This window comes from Flavobacterium sp. HJ-32-4 (genome assembly GCF_022532105.1).
In the GTDB taxonomy this organism is placed as follows: Bacteria; Bacteroidota; Bacteroidia; order Flavobacteriales; family Flavobacteriaceae; genus Flavobacterium.
In genome coordinates this window covers 1,494,446-1,514,883 of record NZ_CP092832.1, presented here as the reverse complement: position 1 = coordinate 1,514,883, position 20,438 = coordinate 1,494,446, and the positions used below count along the sequence as shown (strand labels likewise).

The window sequence follows — 20,438 nt, the reverse complement described above, 5'->3', positions numbered from 1 at the left end:
CAGCGGACACACATGAAAATTGAGCATTATCCAATTAAACCGTATTTTTGAGTCCAGAAATGAACGAGAACAGCCCAAAACCTGCATTAATCGAAGGAGAAGACTTCTACCTCACTCCTGAGGGCTATCGTTGCTTCACCGAAAAATACCATCTGGCCCGCGGCTATTGCTGCAAAAGCGGCTGCCGCCACTGTCCATATGGCTTTGATAAAAACACCGGAACCAACCGGAAAACACCTTCCAATACACCGAAAAATGGATAATTTCAAGGAGCTGATACGCCAGGGTATTCCCGCTACCCTTCCGGCACCAAAACCGTATGACCCCTCGATCAACCACGCCCCGAAACGCAAGGAAATCCTAAGCGGGGAAGAAAAAAAACTGGCACTCCGGAATGCCTTGCGGTATTTTGACCCCAAGCACCATGCGACGTTATTGCAGGAATTCAGGGCCGAACTCGAAACGTATGGGCGTATCTACATGTACCGCCTCAGACCCGACTATCGCATGTATGCCCGCCCCATTGATGAGTATCCGGGAAACAGCGTGCAGGCGCGCGCCATCATGCTCATGATCCAAAACAACCTCGACTATGCCGTCGCCCAACACCCGCATGAACTCATCACCTATGGAGGCAATGGAGGCGTGTTCCAAAACTGGGCGCAATACCTGCTTACCATGCGCTACCTCTCCGAAATGACAGACGAGCAAACGCTGGTCATGTATTCGGGGCATCCGATGGGCCTTTTTCCGTCGCATAAAGACGCGCCGCGGGTCGTCGTGACCAACGGTATGATGATCCCGAACTATTCCAAACCCGACGATTGGGAACGCTTCAATGCGCTGGGCGTAACGCAATACGGACAAATGACGGCCGGTAGCTACATGTATATCGGTCCGCAAGGCATCGTCCACGGCACCACCATCACCGTATTGAATGGCTTCCGCAAAATCGGGAAATCACCCGAGGGGTCCTTGTTCGTAACCTCCGGACTCGGAGGTATGAGCGGTGCGCAGCCGAAAGCGGGCAATATCGCGGGCTGTATCACGGTCTGCGCGGAAGTCAATCCGAAAATTACCCATATCCGCCACTCCCAGAAATGGATTGATGAAGTATGGGAAGAGCTTGACGGACTCGTATCCCGCGTTCGGGCCGCACAGGCCGCAAAGGAAACCGTTTCGCTCGCGTATCTCGGGAACGTGGTGGACATTTGGGAGCGCTTCGATGCGGAAGGATTACATATAGACCTGGGTTCTGACCAGACCTCCCTCCACAATCCGTGGGCCGGTGGTTATTACCCTGCCGGACTCACATTTGAGGAATCCAACCGGATGATGGCGGAAGATCCGGCTGCATTTCGTGTGAAAGTGCAGGAAAGCCTCCGACGACATGCGGCTGCCGTGAACCATCACACGGCAAAAGGCACTTATTTCTTTGATTATGGAAACGCCTTCCTGCTGGAATGCTCAAGGGCTGGTGCCGATATTATGGCCGAAAACCACATCGATTTCCGCTATCCGAGCTATGTGCAGGATATCATGGGACCTATGTGTTTCGATTACGGATTCGGACCGTTCCGATGGGTTTGTACCTCCGGAAAACAGGAAGATCTCGACCAAACGGATGCCATTGCCCGCCAGGTCCTGGAGGAAATGGCACAAACGGCGCCCGATGAAATCCGTTTGCAGATGGAAGACAACATCCGCTGGATCAAAGGAGCCAAGGCCAATGACCTTGTCGTAGGGTCGAAAGCACGCATCCTCTATGCGGATGCGGAAGGACGGATGCGCATCGCACAAGCCTTTAACGATGCCATTGCCTCTGGCGCCATCGGGCCCGTGGTACTGGGTCGTGACCACCATGATGTCTCGGGCACCGACTCGCCTTACCGTGAAACGTCGAACATCTATGACGGCTCCCGTTTTACGGCCGATATGGCCATCCAAAATGTGATCGGCGACAGCTTCCGGGGTGCGACGTGGGTCAGCATCCACAACGGAGGCGGTGTAGGTTGGGGCGAAGTCATCAACGGTGGTTTCGGGATGTTATTGGACGGAACCGCCGACGCCGAAAGACGACTCAAATCCATGCTGTTCTGGGACGTCAACAACGGTATTTCACGCCGTAGCTGGGCCCGTAACGAAGGTGCGGTCTTTGCGATCAAACGCGCCATGGAGGCCGAGCCGTTGCTGAAGGTGACGTTGCCGAATAGCGTAGCGGACGAGCTGTTTTGAGGAGAGGGGTGAGAAGAGAGGTGAGAGAGGTGTATCACCATACGTAAAAAGGTTACGGCTTATTTGCCGCAAAACGTTTTGCCTTTTTGCTAAAAAAAAGCAGAAAATCCGTAACTGACTTCTCTCGGGAATAAGGAGTTTTGTTGTAAAAATGAAACCCATTTCCCATCTGTTCGTCTGGAAGGAAGCACTGGCTCTGTCAGTGTCTGTTTATAGGATAACCGACTTGTTCCCCGCGTCCGAGAAGTACGGATTGGTATCGCAGATGCGACGGGCTTCGGTTTCCGTGCTTTCTAACATTGCGGAGGGATACGGCAGGCATAGCAAACCTGATTTTTCCCGGTTCCTTTCGATTTCCCTTGGATCCTTGTACGAATTGCAAGCTCAGTTTGCGCTTGCCACAGCCCTGAATTACATAGATGACCAGACGTGTGAAACCATAGGGTATTCAATGACAACGCTCCAAAGACGCATCCTCGCACTGAAAAATACGCTGATGGTATCGAAATAGCTAAAATATACATCTTTTCACTCTCCACTCTCCCCTCTCCTCTCTCCTCTCTCTCCACCACTTTTACAAAACTTTAAGAAGCAACCCTCCCACCTCTTCCGTATCTTTATACAGCCGCAAAGGCCTAAATGATAGGAATATGAAAAAGATAGCTGCTGTATGTATCGCCGCGTTTGCGCTGGTTTCCTGCACCTCCGTCCGGGTGGCGAGTGATTATGATAAATCGGTCGATTATTCCGGATACAAAACCTTTGGCTTCTACAAACAGGGAGTGGATAAGGTCGAGATATCCGATCTCGATAAGAAACGCATCCTGAAAGCAATTGAGGAAGGACTGATCGCAAAAGGATTTACAAAAAGTGACAAGCCAGACGTTTTGGTCAATATTTTCACGAAGTCGCGTGAACAGATCAACGTCAACAACTTCAACGCCGGATGGGGATGGGGATGGGGTTGGGGATGGAGCCCGTTTTGGGGCAATCAAACAACCGTATCGTCTTCCACCGAAGGCACGCTCTTCATCGACCTCATTGATGCCAAAAAGCGGGAACTCGTCTGGCAGGGAGAGGGAACGGGTGAACTGACCAAAAATGCCGAAAAGAAAGACGAGAAAATCCGGGAATTCGTAGCAAAAATACTCGAGCAGTATCCGCCTGGAGCCAAAAAATAACAAATGACGACAACCGTGGTACACCCACGGTTTTTTTATTTTATCACGTTTCCGCTTCTCTACGGCTTCATCCGCGCAGAATTTCTTCGTATTTTTGACAAAACCGCAAAATTCGACACATGTCTGCCTCCTTCGAAACCAATCCGCTGATCGAACGGCTTCCGGAACACCTCAAGCAGTTCATCAAACCACAGGAATACGACGAATACACGCCCATCAACCAGGCCGTATGGCGGTTTGTGATGCGCAAAAACGTCGACTACCTGTCGAAGGTGGCACATGAATCGTATCTCGACGGACTCCGGAAAACCGGGCTTGAAATCGAGAACATCCCCAACATGTATGGCATGAACCGGATCCTGAAAGAAATCGGCTGGGCAGCGGTAGCCGTCGACGGATTCATTCCGCCGAATGCCTTCATGGAGTTCCAGGCGTATAACGTACTCGTCATCGCGTCCGACATCCGGCAATTAGAACACATCGAATACACACCCGCACCAGATATCATCCACGAAGGCGCCGGGCACGCACCCATTATCGCCAATCCGGAATACGCCGAATACCTGCGCCGTTTTGGGGAAATTGGTTCGAAAGCCATTTCCTCTAAAAAGGACTATGACATGTATGAGGCGATTCGACTGCTCTCAATTTTGAAGGAAGCGGAAGATACGCCACAAGCCGAAATCGACGCAGCGGAGAAAGCGGTGGAAGACCTACAAAATAACCTGGGTGCGCTTTCCGAAATGGCCCGCATCCGCAACCTCCACTGGTGGACGGTCGAATATGGCCTGATCGGAACGGTCGACCATCCGAAGATTTACGGCGCCGGACTCCTCTCGTCTATTGGCGAAAGTGCCTGGTGTATGACGGATGCCGTGAAAAAACTGCCCTACAGCATCGAAGCTGCCGACCAATCCTTCGACATTACAAAACCACAACCCCAGCTATATGTAACCCCCGACTTTGCGCATCTCAGCCTCGTGCTGGAGGAGTTTGCCAATACGATGGCGCTCCGCACAGGCGGGTTGTCGGGTATCCGAAAACTCATCGATTCAGCGGCGTTAGGCACCATTGAACTCAGTACTGGTTTGCAGGTATCAGGCATCTTCTCGAATGTCATCGAACACGAAGGAAAGCCTGTGTATGTGCAGACAACGGGCAAAACAGCCCTCTCCTATCGGGAAAAAGAACTCGTGGGTCATGGCACCGAGTACCACCGCGAGGGCTTCGGAAGTCCCATCGGAAAACTAAAAGGCATCAACCTCGCAATCGAGGATATGAGTCCACGCGACCTTCGTGCGTATGACATCTACGAAGCCGAAAGTGTCACGCTGGAATTTGAAGGCGACATCACCGTTACCGGCGAGATCATCACCGGTTCACGTAACCTCCAGGGGGAAATCATCCTGATCAGCTTCAAAAACTGTACGGTTACCCACGGCGACACCGTTTTATTCCGTCCGGAGTGGGGTATATACGATATGGCGGTCGGAAAGAAAGTCGTTTCGGCCTTCTCAGGCCCCGCCGATGTGCGCAGTTTCGACCTCATCACGCACGTTCCGTCCACCCAAACCATCAAGGCCCGAAAAACAGAAGAGCGCGCTGCGTTGGAGAAACGCTACCAAATGGTGCGCGATATCCGGGAAGGAAGAAGTGACGCCTCATTGGAAACGATCTTCCATGACGTCTCCGAACACTATCCTAACGACTGGTTGCTGTCGGTTGAAATCGCCGAACTGCTGCACGAGCGCCGGGATCCGATGTTGCACACCGTACTCGACCAACTTGAGCGGCTGAAAACAAGACGCCCTGAAGTGGCCCACCTGATTGCGAACGGCCTCGACCTCATCCTTGAAAAAGAAAACGCATAAAAAATCCCGCCTTTTGAGCGGGATTTTCGATTAGGGCAGAATGGGGTTATCGTTTGATGACTTTATAGGTCTTCATACCCTCGTCTGTCATGACCTGCAAGAAGTAGGTCGCGGCCGCCAGGGATGACATATCCACTTTCACCTGTGTCCCCTGCGTTTGGAGATACATCACGCGCTGCCCGAGCATCGTGACAAGTTCCACCGCACGGATGTCGCGGGGTGACTCGATGGTTATCACATCTACAACGGGGTTCGGATAGAGTTTCATCACGGTTTCATCCGGCTGGTCGACACCTAAACAGGTGCCGTTGGCAACGGTTACCGCAAGTCGCACATCGCTTTCACAAGCGCCTTCTGACTGGGCGGCATAGTAGGTCGTACCCGCTACAAGCGGTGTTCCGCCTGCTACGATCGAACCTCCTTCCAGCGCATCGTACCATACAACGGCATTACCTTCCACTACCAACATGGCAACCGTTTCGCCCTCGCAGAAGGTTTGGGTAACATTGCCTGTAGGTGTTGGGATGATGGTAACCTCTGCCGTAACAGGAACGCGTGTCGACACACAGGTTCCGTTCGTCGCTTCCACATAATACGTCGCGGTGGCTGAGAGCGAGGGTGTTTCGAACGAGGTGCCCGTGCCCAGTGCGCTGCCGCCTGTTGCCGATGCAAACCAGTTGAGCGTTCCGGTGCCGCTGGCGGACAACGTTACCGAACCGGTACCACAACGGCTTCCTGGTGTAACGTTCGTCACAACACCGAGTGCGTTGACAGTTGCTGTGACGGGTATACGGGCCGAGACGCAGTTTCCATTCACCGCCTCCACATAAAATGTGGTCGAAGTTGCGATAGCCGGCGTGGTGAAACTGGTGCCCGTGCCGAGTAATAGTCCGCCAATCGGTTGGTTGTACCAGTTAAGGCTGCCGATAGACGCCACTGCTTCAAGAACCATAGTTCCGGTCCCGCAACGCTCCGCCGCCGTGGTCACCACTACTTCCGGCGACACCGTTACCGTCGCCAGAACGGGAACGCGAACTGAGGTACAGCTTCCGTTGGTGACTTCTACATAGTACGTCGTCGAAGCACCGATTTCTGGTGTTGTGAACAACGAGCCGGTTGCAAGAGCAGTTCCCCCGGACGGTTGATCAAACCAATTGACAGTGCCGTCGCCCGTTGCGGATAGGTTGACGGTGCCTACACCACAACGACTGCCCGGTGTAACCGATGTAATCGCCGCTTCGGTATTGACCGTCGCCAAAACAGCGGTTCGTGCCGACGTACAACTTCCATTACCCGCCTCTACATAGAAGGTGGTTGTAGCGGCAATAGGAGGCGTTGTAAATGTACCTCCCGAACCGAGGATGGTGCCGCCGCTTGACACGTTATACCAGTTAAGCGTACCGGCCGATGCTGCGGCTGAGAGTACGACCGTACCCGTTCCGCAACGCACACCTCCGGTTGACGAGACAACATTCGGTACGGCCGTGATGGTAGCGACCACGGGCACCCGATTTGAGACGCAGGTTCCGTTATGCGCTTCCACATAGAAAGTGGTCGTATTCGAAACAGACGGCGTGGTAAAGGTCGCTCCGGTTGCGAGGGCTACTCCTCCGAACGCCTGATCGTACCAAGTGATCGTACCTGACGAGGCCGTAGCGCCCAGCGTAACCGATCCAATGCCGCAACGGGACGCCGGTGTGGTGGCCGTTACCGACGGTGTACCGGTTACCGTTGCCAAAACCGCTGTACGGGGCGATATACAACTTCCGTTCACCGCTTCCACATAGAACGTGGTAGTAGCCGAAATGGAAGGCGTCTGGAAGACAGCACCTGAACCGATCGATGTTCCACCCGTCGCTACATTATACCAATTCAAACTACCACCGCTGGCCGTGGCTTGAAGCGTCACACTACCCGTGTCACAACGTCCCCCAGGAACAGTAGTTACGACGGTCGGTGTTTCATTGATGGTGGCTGTCACCGGCAAGCGCATCGAAACGCAGTCTCCGTTGGCAACTTCCACCCAATAGGTCGTGGTGGCGGTCAATGAAGTGGTGGTATAGGTTTGTCCGTTAGCCAGTTCCATCCCACCCACTGCAGCATCATACCAGGAAATCATGCCGCCGCTGGCCGTTGCGCCAAGTGTCACGCTTCCGGCATCACAACGACTGGCCGGAACCGTCGACGTGATAATCGGTGTTTGGGTTATCGTAGCCGTTACCGGAACACGGGCGGATATACAACTTCCATTCACCGCCTCCACATAAAACGTGGTGCTCGTGGCGAGGGAAGGCGTGATAAAGGAAACGCCGCTTCCGAGCTCGCTGCCACCCGAAGCCTGTGCATACCAATGAAGGATGCCCGACGTGGCCGTAGCGGCAAGGGTTACACTGCCCGTATCACAGCGGCTGGCACCGGAAACCGACGCCACATCCGGCTGGGTATTGATGGTGGCTACGACAGCCGTACGGACAGAAATACAACTTCCGTTGGTCGCCTCAACGTAATAGGTCGTGGTGGTCGCTATGGAAGGCGTGGTAAAGGTGGCCCCTGTTCCCAACACGGATCCTCCCGACGCGGCGGCATACCAACTGAGGGTGCCGGCATTTGCCACGGCCGATAAGGTCACAGAACCGGTTCCGCATCGGCTGGCCGGCGTCACGGAAACGATACTCGGCGTGGCGTTGATCGAAGCGACAACGGCCGTACGGGCAGAAGTACAACTTCCGTTCGTTGCTTCTACGTAATAGGTCGTGGTAGCACTGATCACCGGAGTAATAAAGGAGGTACCAGTTCCGACGGCTGAACCACCCGACGATACGGTATACCAGGAAAGCGTTCCCGAACTGGCCGTAGCCTGTAACGTCAGCGTTCCGGCGTCACAACGCGCAGCCGCCGCAGTTGATGTAATAGTTGGAAGTGTTGTGATGGTAGCCACGACTGCCTGGCGGGCAGAGACGCAGCTTCCATTGGTCGCTTCTACGTAATAGGTTGTGGTAGACGAGAGCGACGGCGTCGTAAACGCAGGTCCCGTTCCAATCGAAGCACCTCCCGAAGCCACGTTATACCAACTAAGGGTACCACTGCTTGCCGAAGCGCCCAGTGTCAACGTGCCGGAGCCGCATCGCGTGGCAGGAGATGTAGACACGATAGTCGGTGTTTCATTGACCGTCGCGACCACAGCGGTACGCGGCGACAGACAGCCTCCGTCGAAGGCTTCAACGTAAAACGTGGTAGTGGCCGAAATGGACGGTGTTGGAAAGAACGGCCCCGTGCCGAGAACGGCGCCACCCGTAGCCACATTATACCAACGTAACACGCCTGAGGTAGCGGTAGCCTGTAATGTGACCGATCCCGCGTCGCATCGTGTGCCACCCGCCGTAGACGTAACAGACGGTTGCGTATTGATGGTTACGGAAACAGCGGTGCGAGGCGACACACAATTGCCGTTTACCGCTTCGACGTAATACGTGGTAGACGTCGAAAGTGCTCCGGTCGTGAAAGGGGATCCGGAGGCAACCAGCGTGCCGCCTATTGCGGCATTATACCAACGAACCGTTCCGGCGCTTGCCTCTGCTTCGAGGGTCACTGAACCGGCACCACAGCGTGTAGCGGCGGTAGTCGAGGTGACCGACGGTGTGAGGGTGACAGTCGCAACTACCGGAATACGGGACGAAATACAACTTCCGTTTGCCGCTTCGACATAATACGTGGTAGTCGCGCTGATATTGGGTGTCACGAACGTACTGCCGGAACCTACCGCCGTACCGCCCAGTGGAACGGTATACCAGTTCAGGGTTCCCGCACTGGCCACAGCCCCGATGGTCACGCTTCCGGCATCACAACGCCCGGCGGGCGTGGTGGAGGTAACGGCGGGCGACACACTGGCGGTAGCCGTAACAGCCAAACGCGGTGACGAGCAGGTTCCGTCAGTTGCTTCGACGTAATAGGTAGTAGTTGTACTGATCACCGGTGTTACGAACGTCGTGCCCGATCCGAGGATGCTTCCGCCGGTGGGTTGTCCATACCAGTTCAGGGTGCCATTACTGGCCGTAGCCGCCAACGTCACCGTTCCGCTATCGCAGCGGCTACCGGGCGTGGTCGAAGTGACCGATGGCGCACTGTTGACAGTCGCCACTACCGGCACACGAGCCGACGTACATCCGTTGCTGGTGGCCGCTACATAGAAGGTGGTGGTGGCGCCAATAGAAGGTGTTACGAATGAGGTTCCGGACCCGAGCGAGGTACCACCCGTAGGTACGTTATACCAGGTCAACGTGCCGATGCTGGCTGTGGCCTGCAGCGTTACCGAACCCGTTCCGCACCGGCTGGCAGGTGCCGTTGTGACGACACTTGGCGTGGTATTGACGGTGGCGGTGACGGCGGTACGGCTCGACGTGCAGCTACCGGAAGCGGCCTCCACATAGTACGTGGTATTGACCGACAGTGAAGGTGTTACAAACGGACTACCCGTCCCTACGAGGTTTCCGCCTGTAGCGGCATCATACCATCGGAGTGTCCCGAGATTCGACGTTGCCTGAAGGCTCACGGTTCCGGCGTCGCAACGCGAACCCGGGGTGGTCGTCAGCACTTGTGGGATGGCTGTGACGGTGATGTAATCCGTCAGGATGACCGTATCCGCGCCGTTGTAATTCGTCGCGACGAGTTTCACGTCATAGGTACCCGCCGTCGTGTACTGCACAATGGGGTTCTTTTGGTTGGAGGTAGCAGGCGTACCGCCTTCAAACGTCCAGCTCCATACGGAGGGCACATTTGTAGATGTATCACTAAACGTTACGGTACTTCCGACGCAAAGTGTCGTTGTGGAAGCCGTGAACGAAGCGTCTGGCGGTGTCACCGGACAACTTCCGATCATATCAAAACTGAAGCCTCCGCCGGTTCCTCCGAGATAGGCGTAAAACTGGCTTGGAATGCCACAAAGTGTTGCGGATAGTTCATCGGTTGCGGCACCATCTGCCTCTCCGCCCATGTAGGCAAAGAAGTGCGCGGGCAGTTGCGTGCAACTGGTTGTAGTCAGCGTCTCGACCGGAATCAGGTTCCCGCTTCCGCCCAAATAGACGAAGAAGTGGGGTGGTGCCGGACATGACAACGGACTGATACCGTCCACAGGGAGGATGTTGCCGTCGCCACCGTAGTATTGCGCCCGGACTTCCCCGCTGAGGAAGAGCAATGCCGCTACAACCGCTATATAAAATTGGGTTATTTTCGTCATCTTTCCATTGATTTAGTATATAAACTTTTGTTTCTTGCTTCCCTTTCGGGATACCATCAAGGAACGATTAACGTACTCCCCTTCCACCATACGACTGAAAGCGCTGGTCGCCGATTGAAGTGGCTGATCCGCGGTCAGAGGTGCGGACGGAGGTAGCCGGATCGTTGTAACTTCCGCCCCGGAAGCCGGCACCTATAGCCGTAATGGGCGGCCAGGAGGTTTGGTTGGCCTCACCGTTAACTGCCAGCTCTCCGTCGCCCAGATTACCGGTGAAGGTTACGCCAGTAGCGCCGGTATTGACGACCCGCTCCCATACGTTCCCGCCAAGTTCCATCGCGCCGTAGAAGCCAGCACCCGAAGAGGCACGGCCCGAGCTGTTAGTGGCTAACAGGCCGGTTCGCAGCGGGCCGTATTGTCCGAGACCGGAGTTTCCGACGCCATACATACAAGCGCCATTCGTAGGGGAATTGTAGTTTTCATTTGGCTGGAAATCGTTGACCAGGCCACCTAATTGCGCGTGGATCAACGCGATGGTCGTAGAACCCCACGGATATTCGCCCGCGAGGCGCGCCATCGTGCCCCGACAGGCCTTTTCGTATTCGAGTTCGGTCATCGGGCGAAGGGCCGCCCAGTCGAGATAGGCCGTAAGGTCAGCCCAACTCATGAAATTCATCGCATTGTTCTGCGCGTCATCGATATTGTTCTCGACGCCGGTGGTGTAGTCGCAGGCATACACCGCAGGCAGGATATTGTTGTTGCCCGGGGTAGCGACGATAATACCGTTGCGGAAGGCGCGGCTGCTGTACATCGCGGTCGTACCCGCCGCAGAAATAGGGTCATAGGTCGTACGGGTTTTCTGTTGGTCATAGGTCAACGCGTTCAGGAACTCGACATACTGGATCTGGCTGATCTCATACTTCATGATGTAAAAGGAATTGTATCCCACCGGATAGGCAGCCGGTACATTCGAAGATGTTCCACCCAAAGCAGCGGCCGTGATACCGTTGTTTTCATGTGCAGCGGTGATAGAGACAGCGTTATAGCTTGACGCACTCGTAGCATCACCCACTTCAAATCCGCCCTGCGGCACGTTGACCATTTCGATGCCGAATACCTTAAAATTGTAGGTGCCGGCGGGAATGGTCATGGTGAGTGTTACACTGGTCGTTGCGATGTTTCCACCCCCGAGCGCTAAACGATGGATAAAGACGCCTTTCCCGTCTGAAACGGCATCGACGGTCAACGGCGAACCGGCGGTGTGGTCGGAAGAGGTGGTGCTCAGGCCGGCGTGGGCCCAAAGACGGGTGTTACAATCCTGGTACTTTACGAATACCCAAACGGCGTCGAAGTTAGCCGGGGCGATGTTGGTATACCAGCTGTTGTCCCAGCTGATATCGAAGGTAATCTGGTTACCGGTGACCTGTGTGCTACTGATTACGAGATTATTGGCCGAAGCCGCACCGGAGGCAAGCAACACGAACCACAGGCATAGTCTAGAGAGTAATTGGTTGGTTTTCATCTTATATCTTTTAAAGTTATAAGACAAAACTACCGCGGTGGCCTACGTGGGAAAATACGTAGAATGCCCTATTTAAGCCCTACGTATTTTTTTGATTACCAGTTAAATAATCTTATTGTTACGCGCTTTTTCGACCGCTTCAAGTTTGTTGTGTACCTGCAGCTTGGTGTAGATGTTCTCGATGTGCTTGCGTACGGTGCTCGGCGACAATATGAGGTTGTCGGCGATGCTGAGGTAGTTGAGGCCTTTGCTGAGTTGCTCCAACACTTCTATCTCCCGTTGCGACAATTTGATTTCCTCCTGGGTTTCGGTTGTGCCGAAGTCGACCGGGTCTCGCAGCAGTTTTAAGGTCTTGAAAGCAATCGACGGATGCATGGCCGCGCCACCGTTCAATGTCTCGAGTATACCCTGGTGCAATTGCTTGGCATTGATTTCCTTCAACAGATAGCCATCGGCCCCCGCTTTGATAGCGTTGAAGATGTTCTCATCGTTATCGAAGACGGTCAGCATCAGGATCCGGATGTGCGGATAACGCGCCTTGACCGCCAGCGTGGCCTCGATACCGTTCATGGTCGGCATTTCGATGTCCATCAGGATCAGGTCGATGTTGTGGTTCTCTTCCAGACGCGCCATCAGTTCAGCGCCGTCCCCGGCTAAAAACCGGACGGAGAAGTCATCGAAAAATGACAGCTTCTCTTCGATGGTTTTGGTCAGGAAATAATTGTCGTCGACGATGGCGATGCGTATCATGGGGTTGGACTTTGGTTAAGAGTGTTTTTATCGACGGACACGATGATGGATGTTCCCTGACCAGGCGCGCTGACAATCTCAAGCTTCCCTCCTATCTCCTTCAACCGTTTCCGCATGTTGGAGAGGCCATTGCCTTTTCGCACGGTCTTTTCATCGAAACCCGTGCCATTATCGGCAATCCGGATGACGAGAAAGCTACCTTCGTCGCGCACTTCCACCCGTATTTTGTCGGCGTTGGCATATTTGAGGCTGTTGTTCACTGATTCCTGTATGACGCGGTAAAGGTTCATGCCCGCCACCGATCCGAATACCAGACCCTCCAAACCGGGGTCAGTTACGAAGGAAAACTCGGTTTGCCCGGCGACGGAGCGCGCTTTGTCAATGAAATTCGTAATCCGCAATTTCAGGTCCTGCAAAGAGATCGCATGGCTGTTCATCGCCCAAATCGTATCGCGCAGTTCGATGATGGTCGACTGGGTGAATTCGGAAATGTTACGGAGTTTCTCATCGAGTTTGGTGTTCGCGAAATCAAACGCATACTTCAGGTTGTCGACGGATGAGATGATAAAGGTCAATTGTGCACCGATGTTGTCGTGCAGGTCACGCGAAATCGAGAGGCGCTGGTCCTGCAATTTGTTCTGCGTCTCGATTTGGGCAATCGCCGATTTCAGTTCAAACTCCTGCTGTTGCTGGCGGTTGCGAAGGCGTTGTTGGCGGTAGATAAGGAACCCGATCAGAATGGAGGCCAGCGCCACAATACCGACAATGAGCAACATGGCGTTACGGCGTTTGGCCTCTGCCTCCTGCTGTACGATCTGTTTCTCTTTTTTGACGTTTTCATAACGCGCTTCCATCTCGAAGATCGCCTTCGTTTTTTCGGTGACAAACAAGCTGTCTTTTCCGGCAGCATAACGATTGGCATGGTCGATAGCCGACCGAAAGTCGCCTAAACCTGTGTAGGCTTTCGCCAGATTGCGTTCGGCGTCTACCTTCAATGCAAAGGCACCGGCCTTGGTGGCGGCTTCAAGTGCCTGCGCGGAAATCGCGGCGCTTTCCCGGAAACGTTGCTGTTTATTTAGACAATTTGCATAACAGTTCAAGGTGTTGGCGACCTCAAACCAATTTTGGTGTTGGCGGTGAAGGTCGATGGAAGCTTCATATACCTTATTAGCTTCGGCAAACCGGTGCAGACTGTCAAACACCACTGCCTTGTTGGTCATGGGATAGGCAATGTAGCGGTCGAACCCGAGTTTGCGATAACCTCCGATGGCGAGGTCCGAATAGTAAAGTGACTCCTTCCATTTCCGGAAATTGATCAGGATCGATCCGAGATTGCCCGCCGCTATCGTCGTTTCCGCTTCGAGGTGGTTCTTTCGGTAGAGTTGGTAGGACTTTCGGTAATAGCCGAGTGCCTTTCGGTATTCTTTCTGGGTCTTATAGATAATGCCGATGTTGGTGTAGGTCATCGCCATCTTCTCTTCGCTATGCCGCCGTTCGTAAATAGCAAGCGCCTTGAAATAGTGCGTCAGCGCTTCTTCATACAGTCCTTTGGCATCATAGGCAATCCCAATGTTGTTGTAGGAATCGGCCACTCCGATGTCATCCCCCAACTGCCGTCGGAAACCCATGGCCTTTCGATGGTAAAATAAGGCAGAATCCAACTCGCTTTTATACTGGAATACATTCGCGATGGAATTGCACGCCAATGCCTTCATGGAATCATTTTCCAGCTGTTGGGCATCCACAAGCGACTTCCGGGCATACAGCATCGATTTGTCGAGGTCGTTATTGCTGTATTCATCCGACAGCATCGAATGTGCCTTGAAACGTTCACGCCCTTTCGCGTGTGCCAGTACTTTCTTCAGGCTGTCGATGCGCGTTCCTTGTGAAATAGCGACCATCGAACAGCCCAAAAGTGTTACAACCAACAAGCGTTTGGTTAGATGCATGTGTTAAAAATAACAAAAAAGTTGCAGCGCGCGGAAGCATCTTGTAAAACGCAAACAACCGCCTCCTGTCTTTTCCCTCAAAGGTGCGGAAAGGCGGGCGGGACAGCAATACGCAGAATGACGTATTATATGATTTTGTTGGTACGGGCTTTTTGGATGGCTTCGAGCTTGTTGTGCACCTGCAGCTTGGCGTAGATGTTCTCGACGTGCTTCCGGACGGTGCCCACGGAAAGGATGAGGTTTTCTGCAATCGCGTGGTATTTGAGTCCGCGGCTCAATTGCTCCAACACCTCCACTTCCCGTAAGGTCAGGCGCACTTCCTCTTCGTCTGTTGCGTCATCCAATTGCAGTGGGTTCCGGAAAAGCCGTAGTGTCTTCAGCGCGATCGACGGCGTCATGGTCGCACCGCCTTTGAGGGTTTCGAGGAGGCCCTGATAGAGATCCTGTGGACTCACATCCTTTAACAAATAGCCGTCGGCGCCCGCCTTTATGGATAGGAAGATGTTCTCATCGTTATCAAACACGGTCAGCATGATGATCTTGATATGCGGATACCGGGCCTTCACAAGGGCTGTGGCTTCGATACCGTTCATACGGGGCATTTCGATGTCCATCAGGATCAGGTCGATGTTGTGGTTCTGTTCGAGCTTTGCCATCAGGTCTTCACCGTTCAACGCGGTATAACGGCACTGGAGATCGTCAAAGAACGAGAGCTTTTCGATGATCGCTTTCTGAAGGAAAACGTTGTCATCCACTAGTACAATTTTGGTCATATCGATGGTTTTTGGTGATGGTTTACAGGAAAGGGAAGGAACGCCTCAACCGAGGTGCCTTCGCCGGGTTGGGATGAAATCGAAAGACGGCCTCCAATATCCTCCATACGATTGGTCATGTTCACGAGACCGTTACCTCCGGATGCGGCGGCGACGTCGAAGCCAGCACCGTCGTCGGTAACCGAAAGCCGGATGGTGGCATCGTGCACGGAAACGGCGATGGTTATAGTGTTCGCATTCGCATATTTTAAGGCATTGTTGACCGCCTCCTGAAGGGTTCGGTACAGGTTCATGCCGGCTACCGAAGTCAAGACTACGGCGTTGCATTCGTCGGCGACGCTGAAGGTAATCCGGAGGTTGGTGGCTTCCTGGGCCTTCTCGACGAAATTGAGGATGCGTGCCTTCAGGTCTTCAAACGTAATGTCGGCATGGTTCATCGCCCAGATGGTATCGCGCAACTCGATGATGGTCGAACGCGTGAAGTCGGTGATCGATGCCAGTTTTTGCGCGATGACGCCTTCCTTGATGCTGAAGCCGTACCGCAGGCTGTCGACCGACGAAATGATGAAGGTGAGTTGCGCGCCAATGTTGTCATGAAGGTCTCGCGAGATGGCGAGCCGCTGTTCCTGCAAACGGTTCTGCGATTCAATCTGGGCAATCGCGGCCTGCAACGAGAATTCCTGTCGTTGCTGTTGGTTGGCCATCCGTTGTTGCCGCCACAAAAGAAAGCCACAGATCGCCGTAAAAAGGGTGAGCAACGAAACTGCTGCGATCGTAGCGCGTGATTTGAGTACTTCGGCTTCTTTTTCCAATAGGGCCGCCTTGTTCAGCGCAAGTTGTTTCTCTTTTTCGCCTGTGTCAAACTCAACCTGCAGTTCGGCGATGCGTTTGTTGGTTTCGGTGTTGACCAGGCTATCGCGAAACATCGCATAGGCTTTATAATGATGTAGGGCATCGTCTTTCTTCCCGAGCTCTTCGTATTGCCGGGAAAGCATGAGATGGTTATTCGCCATTAAATTCAAATAGCCCATTTCGTTGGCGAGCGCGAGGGCCTTGTCATAATACCGAATGGCCTCGGGTCGTTTCCCTTTTACGGCGGCAAGGTCGGCCAAGGCCGTGAAGGTCTCCGCCATCCCGAGTTTGTCATGGTGCCGGGTGCGGATGGCCAATGCTTCGTCCAGAAAGGGTTTGACGCGGTCGTATTGCTTCCGCATCAGGTAAATGCCGGCAATGTTGTTGAGGCTATACGGAATCCCCACACTGTCACGCACCGATTGCTGTAGTCGGAGGCTTTTCCGGTAGAAAAACAGCGCACTGTCGAGTTGCCCCTGCATCTCTTTCAACACCCCGTAGTTGTTGTAAAGCGCCAATAATGGCTTGGTAAACCGATGCGCTTCCGCCAGATGCTTGCCCTTCTGCATATAAGCCTGTGCGCTGGCCATATCACGCCGTTTCATGCGATAGCCTGTCTCGGCGTAGTGATGTGCGAGCCGCTCAAGATTGCCCGATTTTTGGTAAAGCCCGATGGCTTTGAGCGAATACGAAAGGTCCTTGTCATACGCCCCCTGAAAGTAGTAGGCCAATGCTGCATTCGCATAACTTTCGGCCTCGCCGTCTATATAGCCAAGACGATGGGCGGCACGGGCGTTTGCCAGGAACACCGCATCGAGGGTACGTGCTTTCTCAACCTTTACCTGATAGGGAAGGGCGTTGATCGAGTCGACCTCATCGCGTCGTTGTGCCTGTGACACCAGGGTCGACAAGCCGAGAACTGCAATGAGGATCGTGTTTTTCATAAGGCTGTTTTAGGTGGTCGAAGTGTTTTCCATTTTCGAAAGCGGTATCGACAAGTGTACTTCCGTGCCGTTTTCGTTCGAATGACAGGTGTAGGTCCCGCCTATTTCGCCCATGCGCTTTTTCATGTTTCGGAGGCCATTGCCCTGTTCTACCTGGCTCGCGTCGAACCCTTTTCCGTTGTCGCGTAGGGTAACTTTTGCGGTGGCACCGTCTGCCCCGATGGTGATGGAAATGCGACTTGCGCCCGAGTGCTTCATGGCGTTGTTGACGGCCTCCTGCAAGGTGCGGTAGATGTTGATGGCTTCTACTGATGTCAGGTTCACCTCTTTCAGGGAATCGGCGATGGTAAATCGGAACGCAAGGTCTTCGTTGGCGGTTTTCGCCTTTCCGATGAAGTTGTAGATGCGCGAACGGAGTTCTTCGAAACTCACCTCTCCTTTGTTCATCGCCCAAATGGTGTCGCGCAGTTCGATGATGGTCGATTGGGTGAAATCGGAGATGGTATCGAGCTTGCGATCAAGTGCCGGATTCTGCAGGTTGAAACCCATTTTCACCGCGTCGACAGACGAAATGATGAACGTCAACTGCGCCCCGATGTTATCATGGAGGTCGCGCGAAATCGACAGGCGTTGTTCCTGTAACTGTTGCTGCGTCTCGATCTGGGCGATGGCTTCTTTGAGTTGGAACTCCTGCTCTTTCTGCCGCACGCGAAGCCGCTGCTGACGGTAGACCGATACGCCGGTTACCGCGGTAAAGAGTACCAGCACACCCAACAACAGGTTGGCCCTCCCCTTGCGATCCGCTTCAGCCTCTGATTCGAGCAGCTTCACTTTGTTTTCCGCGAGTTGCCGCTCTTTTTCCGCCGTTTCATATTTTACTTCCGCTTCCCGAATGATGCGTTGCTTTTCACTGCCTACTGTACTGTCTTTGTAAGCGGCGTACTGCAGGTGGTTCTCATACGCCTGACGGTAATCGCCTTTCTGGGCATAGGCGGCCGCCATCCCCAGGTAGCCTTCCGCCAGACGGGCCATTTCTGATGACTTCGCCGTTTCGGCCACTAACTGCTGCGACAGGGCGATGGCCGAATCACTTTTGTTTTCCAGTCGATAGATCTTCGCGAGATTTGATCGCAGTCCGAATGTTTCGCCGGTGTTCTTTTTGTATTCATCCGCCAGCCGAAGTGCCTCGTTGATGTTTTTCTTAGCTTCCGGATAGCGTTCCTGTTTCATGAGCAATTCGACCTTTCGTGTCAGGACGTCAAAAAGCATGTGACGCGTTTCGGGCCGTGCCGCCATTTTCTCGGCGCGGTCGAGATACATCGCTGCCTTCTCCTTATCACCCCGTTCGAGAAAGGAACCCGAAAGCAACAGGTAGGCGTCCAGCAGCAGATCCGGATGCCCTTTGTCACGGCGACCTGACTGGATACTCTTCGTAAGGTAGTATTCGGCTTTCCGTCCGTCTTTGAGGTTGAGGTAGAGTTTCCCCACTTCCTTATAGGCCGAGGTCTTGATGTATCGGTACTGGGTCGTATCGATGTGCGGTACCGACGCGAGGAAGTTCCGGATCGCCAGGTCATACTTCCCCTGTTCCTGGTAAATCGATGCCATATTGATCTTACTCAGCACCTGCCCGATCTCGTCCTTTGCCGCCACAAAAGCGGAGTCGGCCGAATGAAAATAGCCCAGAGACCGCTTCCAATCCTGGGCGTAATAATAGGTTTCGGCAATCTCGCTGTAGGCACAGGCTACCTGCAGGGTAATGCCATTATTCCTGGCGTACTCACGAGCGGTGAGAAAACGACGATAGGCCGCGTCGGTATTGCGCTGCGCCGTTTCGAGGGCGATGAGTTTTACCAACAGGATGGCTTTCGATTCACGGTCGCCCTTTGCACTGAAGCCCTCGATGCCTTCTTCGATGATCCGTCGGGTGCGTTCGGGATCGACATTGTGGAGGTCGCGGTACTGTCGCAGGATCGAATCCAGCACCTGTCCGCTTGCCAACAGCGGAAAGAGTAATAACAACGACAGTAGCATCCTTTTGTTCATCGACCTTAGGTGGTAAAGCACGAAAACCCGGCTGTGACCGGGCTTGGGATTGGGTTAGAGTAATTTGTTCTTTGCCAGTATCTGTAACAGTTCATGGTTGAAATCGAAGATGTCGTTGTTCAACGTTGCATTCACGGTTCGGAGTCTGCTTCGAAGCTCGTCCGAGAGGTGCACCTGGGCGTCTTTGAGGTGCTGTTCGCGGGTGAGCCTTACAATCATCTCCTCCAGCGTCCGGATGCGCTTTCGAAACACCTGCCGGTCCTGGTAGAACCGATAGTTCAGGTAGACGATTACGCCAAACAGCGCTACCGAAAGGACAATCAGGGCTGGTAACATAGCATTCTGGGGTTTAGGTTGACAGGGGGCCTTGCACTGCCAAAGTTCAACATTCGACAAAGGGCGGTCAATACGCCATATGCCGTATTTTTTGAAAAGCGAAAGGGACGCTCTTCTGAACGTCCCCTTCTACACACATAGGTTCTTCTTATAGTTCAAGGCGGAAACTTCCGTTGGTCACATTTTTGACACCGCCGCTGCAATCATCATTGTCGCGCAGTTCGACGCCGGTGAACGAGAAGGTTCCTTCAATTTTGGTGTCGTCGATAAACGTAATCTCGATGGTTCCGGAAGCGTTGGCGCAAGCACCCGAAACATACGTCACCGTACTCATAGCGCTGGTCACCGTAGTGTAGGAAAGCAATCCTACATCACCGCTTTGATCCGGGCCTACGTTGTAAGTACCGACGGTAAGGCCACCCGGCTTATACAACTGGATCGCCATACTGGTTGTGTTCGTGCCGTTGATCGCCACGCCCTGGAGTACGATGTTACCGCTTTCGTAGGCCCCCTGCACTACCTGTCCGGTTGCGCTGAAATTGCTTCCTCCGATTTTCGCTTTTACGAAGTTGCCGGTTGCCGGGCCGCTGAAGCCGCCACCGCCGCCGTTGTCGTCGCTGCTGCACGAAGTCATTACTGTTACGAGTGCCATGGTAAGCACAATACCGATTCTTTTTAGTGTTTTCATGATTTGATTTTTTAATGAGTTAGTCACTGAGGCAAAGTTGCGGCGTTGGCAAGCGCCACAC

14 protein-coding genes are annotated in these 20,438 nt (G+C 53.7%); 5 read left to right on the top strand and 9 right to left on the bottom strand.

Annotated features, from left to right (window positions below):
* The first annotated feature begins 59 nt into the window (after positions 1 to 59).
* From MKO97_RS06065 to MKO97_RS06050, 5 genes are all read left to right on the top strand, one after another.
* On the top strand, positions 60 to 263 hold the full coding sequence (locus MKO97_RS06065; protein ID WP_241105508.1) for a DUF5522 domain-containing protein: 204 nt from the start codon (positions 60 to 62) through the stop codon (positions 261 to 263).
* Complete coding sequence (locus tag MKO97_RS06060) at positions 256 to 2,235, top strand: urocanate hydratase (protein ID WP_241105194.1); 1,980 nt, start codon at positions 256 to 258, stop codon at positions 2,233 to 2,235. The genes MKO97_RS06065 and MKO97_RS06060 overlap by 8 nt, the downstream gene beginning before the upstream one ends.
* A 151-nt stretch (positions 2,236 to 2,386) precedes the next feature.
* Entirely contained in the window at positions 2,387 to 2,746 is a 360-nt protein-coding gene (locus tag MKO97_RS15125) for a four helix bundle protein (RefSeq protein ID WP_371820435.1), read from the top strand.
* Positions 2,747 to 2,885: 139 nt separating this feature from the next.
* Positions 2,886 to 3,416 (top strand): DUF4136 domain-containing protein, encoded by a 531-nt coding sequence (locus MKO97_RS06055; protein ID WP_241105193.1) that lies wholly within the window; start codon positions 2,886 to 2,888, stop codon positions 3,414 to 3,416.
* Between the two features lie 119 nt (positions 3,417 to 3,535).
* Positions 3,536 to 5,287 (top strand): aromatic amino acid hydroxylase, encoded by a 1,752-nt coding sequence (locus tag MKO97_RS06050; protein WP_241105191.1) that lies wholly within the window; start codon positions 3,536 to 3,538, stop codon positions 5,285 to 5,287.
* A gap of 46 nt (positions 5,288 to 5,333) precedes the next feature.
* On the opposite strand, the gene MKO97_RS06045 is transcribed toward MKO97_RS06050, so the two are convergent.
* The 9 genes from MKO97_RS06045 to MKO97_RS06005 form a co-directional block, all read right to left on the bottom strand.
* Positions 5,334 to 10,520, bottom strand: coding sequence for a T9SS type A sorting domain-containing protein (locus MKO97_RS06045; RefSeq protein ID WP_241105190.1), 5,187 nt, complete (start codon positions 10,518 to 10,520; stop codon positions 5,334 to 5,336).
* A 67-nt stretch (positions 10,521 to 10,587) separates the two neighbouring features.
* On the bottom strand, positions 10,588 to 12,039 hold the full coding sequence (locus MKO97_RS06040) for an SUMF1/EgtB/PvdO family nonheme iron enzyme (RefSeq protein WP_241105188.1): 1,452 nt from the start codon (positions 12,037 to 12,039) through the stop codon (positions 10,588 to 10,590).
* 102 nt (positions 12,040 to 12,141) lie between these two features.
* Positions 12,142 to 12,789, bottom strand: a complete 648-nt coding sequence (locus MKO97_RS06035; protein WP_241105184.1) for a response regulator transcription factor — start codon at positions 12,787 to 12,789, stop codon at positions 12,142 to 12,144.
* Positions 12,786 to 14,738: a tetratricopeptide repeat protein gene (locus MKO97_RS06030; RefSeq protein ID WP_241105183.1), complete on the bottom strand. Its 1,953-nt coding sequence runs from the start codon at positions 14,736 to 14,738 to the stop codon at positions 12,786 to 12,788. The genes MKO97_RS06035 and MKO97_RS06030 overlap by 4 nt, the downstream gene beginning before the upstream one ends.
* 125 nt (positions 14,739 to 14,863) lie before the next feature.
* A complete protein-coding gene (locus MKO97_RS06025; protein WP_241105182.1) occupies positions 14,864 to 15,511 on the bottom strand; it encodes a response regulator transcription factor in 648 nt (215 codons plus the stop codon).
* The gene (locus tag MKO97_RS06020) at positions 15,508 to 17,307 is read right to left on the bottom strand and encodes a sensor histidine kinase (protein ID WP_241105181.1); all 1,800 of its coding nucleotides are present in this window, start codon (positions 17,305 to 17,307) and stop codon (positions 15,508 to 15,510) included. Before MKO97_RS06020 ends, MKO97_RS06025 begins: the two co-directional genes overlap by 4 nt.
* A 9-nt stretch (positions 17,308 to 17,316) precedes the next feature.
* Entirely contained in the window at positions 17,317 to 19,353 is a 2,037-nt protein-coding gene (locus MKO97_RS06015) for an ATP-binding protein (protein ID WP_241105180.1), read from the bottom strand.
* Between the two features lie 54 nt (positions 19,354 to 19,407).
* The gene (locus MKO97_RS06010) at positions 19,408 to 19,689 is read right to left on the bottom strand and encodes a hypothetical protein (RefSeq protein ID WP_241105178.1); all 282 of its coding nucleotides are present in this window, start codon (positions 19,687 to 19,689) and stop codon (positions 19,408 to 19,410) included.
* A gap of 148 nt (positions 19,690 to 19,837) precedes the next feature.
* Positions 19,838 to 20,377, bottom strand: a complete 540-nt coding sequence (locus tag MKO97_RS06005; protein ID WP_241105177.1) for a DUF6252 family protein — start codon at positions 20,375 to 20,377, stop codon at positions 19,838 to 19,840.
* Between the last annotated feature and the right edge of the window lie 61 nt (positions 20,378 to 20,438).

Excerpts from the sequence above, each read along its gene's own strand:
- MKO97_RS06065 (WP_241105508.1), top strand. The coding sequence starts at position 60 with ATGAACGAGAACAGCCCAAAACCTGCATTAATCGAAGGAGAAGACTTC.
- MKO97_RS06060 (WP_241105194.1), top strand. The coding sequence starts at position 256 with ATGGATAATTTCAAGGAGCTGATACGCCAGGGTATTCCCGCTACCCTT.
- MKO97_RS15125 (WP_371820435.1), top strand. The coding sequence starts at position 2,387 with ATGAAACCCATTTCCCATCTGTTCGTCTGGAAGGAAGCACTGGCTCTG.
- MKO97_RS06055 (WP_241105193.1), top strand. The coding sequence starts at position 2,886 with ATGAAAAAGATAGCTGCTGTATGTATCGCCGCGTTTGCGCTGGTTTCC.
- MKO97_RS06050 (WP_241105191.1), top strand. The coding sequence starts at position 3,536 with ATGTCTGCCTCCTTCGAAACCAATCCGCTGATCGAACGGCTTCCGGAA.
- MKO97_RS06045 (WP_241105190.1), bottom strand. The coding sequence starts at position 10,520 with ATGACGAAAATAACCCAATTTTATATAGCGGTTGTAGCGGCATTGCTC.
- MKO97_RS06040 (WP_241105188.1), bottom strand. The coding sequence starts at position 12,039 with ATGAAAACCAACCAATTACTCTCTAGACTATGCCTGTGGTTCGTGTTG.
- MKO97_RS06035 (WP_241105184.1), bottom strand. The coding sequence starts at position 12,789 with ATGATACGCATCGCCATCGTCGACGACAATTATTTCCTGACCAAAACC.
- MKO97_RS06030 (WP_241105183.1), bottom strand. The coding sequence starts at position 14,738 with ATGCATCTAACCAAACGCTTGTTGGTTGTAACACTTTTGGGCTGTTCG.
- MKO97_RS06025 (WP_241105182.1), bottom strand. The coding sequence starts at position 15,511 with ATGACCAAAATTGTACTAGTGGATGACAACGTTTTCCTTCAGAAAGCG.
- MKO97_RS06020 (WP_241105181.1), bottom strand. The coding sequence starts at position 17,307 with ATGAAAAACACGATCCTCATTGCAGTTCTCGGCTTGTCGACCCTGGTG.
- MKO97_RS06015 (WP_241105180.1), bottom strand. The coding sequence starts at position 19,353 with ATGAACAAAAGGATGCTACTGTCGTTGTTATTACTCTTTCCGCTGTTG.
- MKO97_RS06010 (WP_241105178.1), bottom strand. The coding sequence starts at position 19,689 with ATGTTACCAGCCCTGATTGTCCTTTCGGTAGCGCTGTTTGGCGTAATC.
- MKO97_RS06005 (WP_241105177.1), bottom strand. The coding sequence starts at position 20,377 with ATGAAAACACTAAAAAGAATCGGTATTGTGCTTACCATGGCACTCGTA.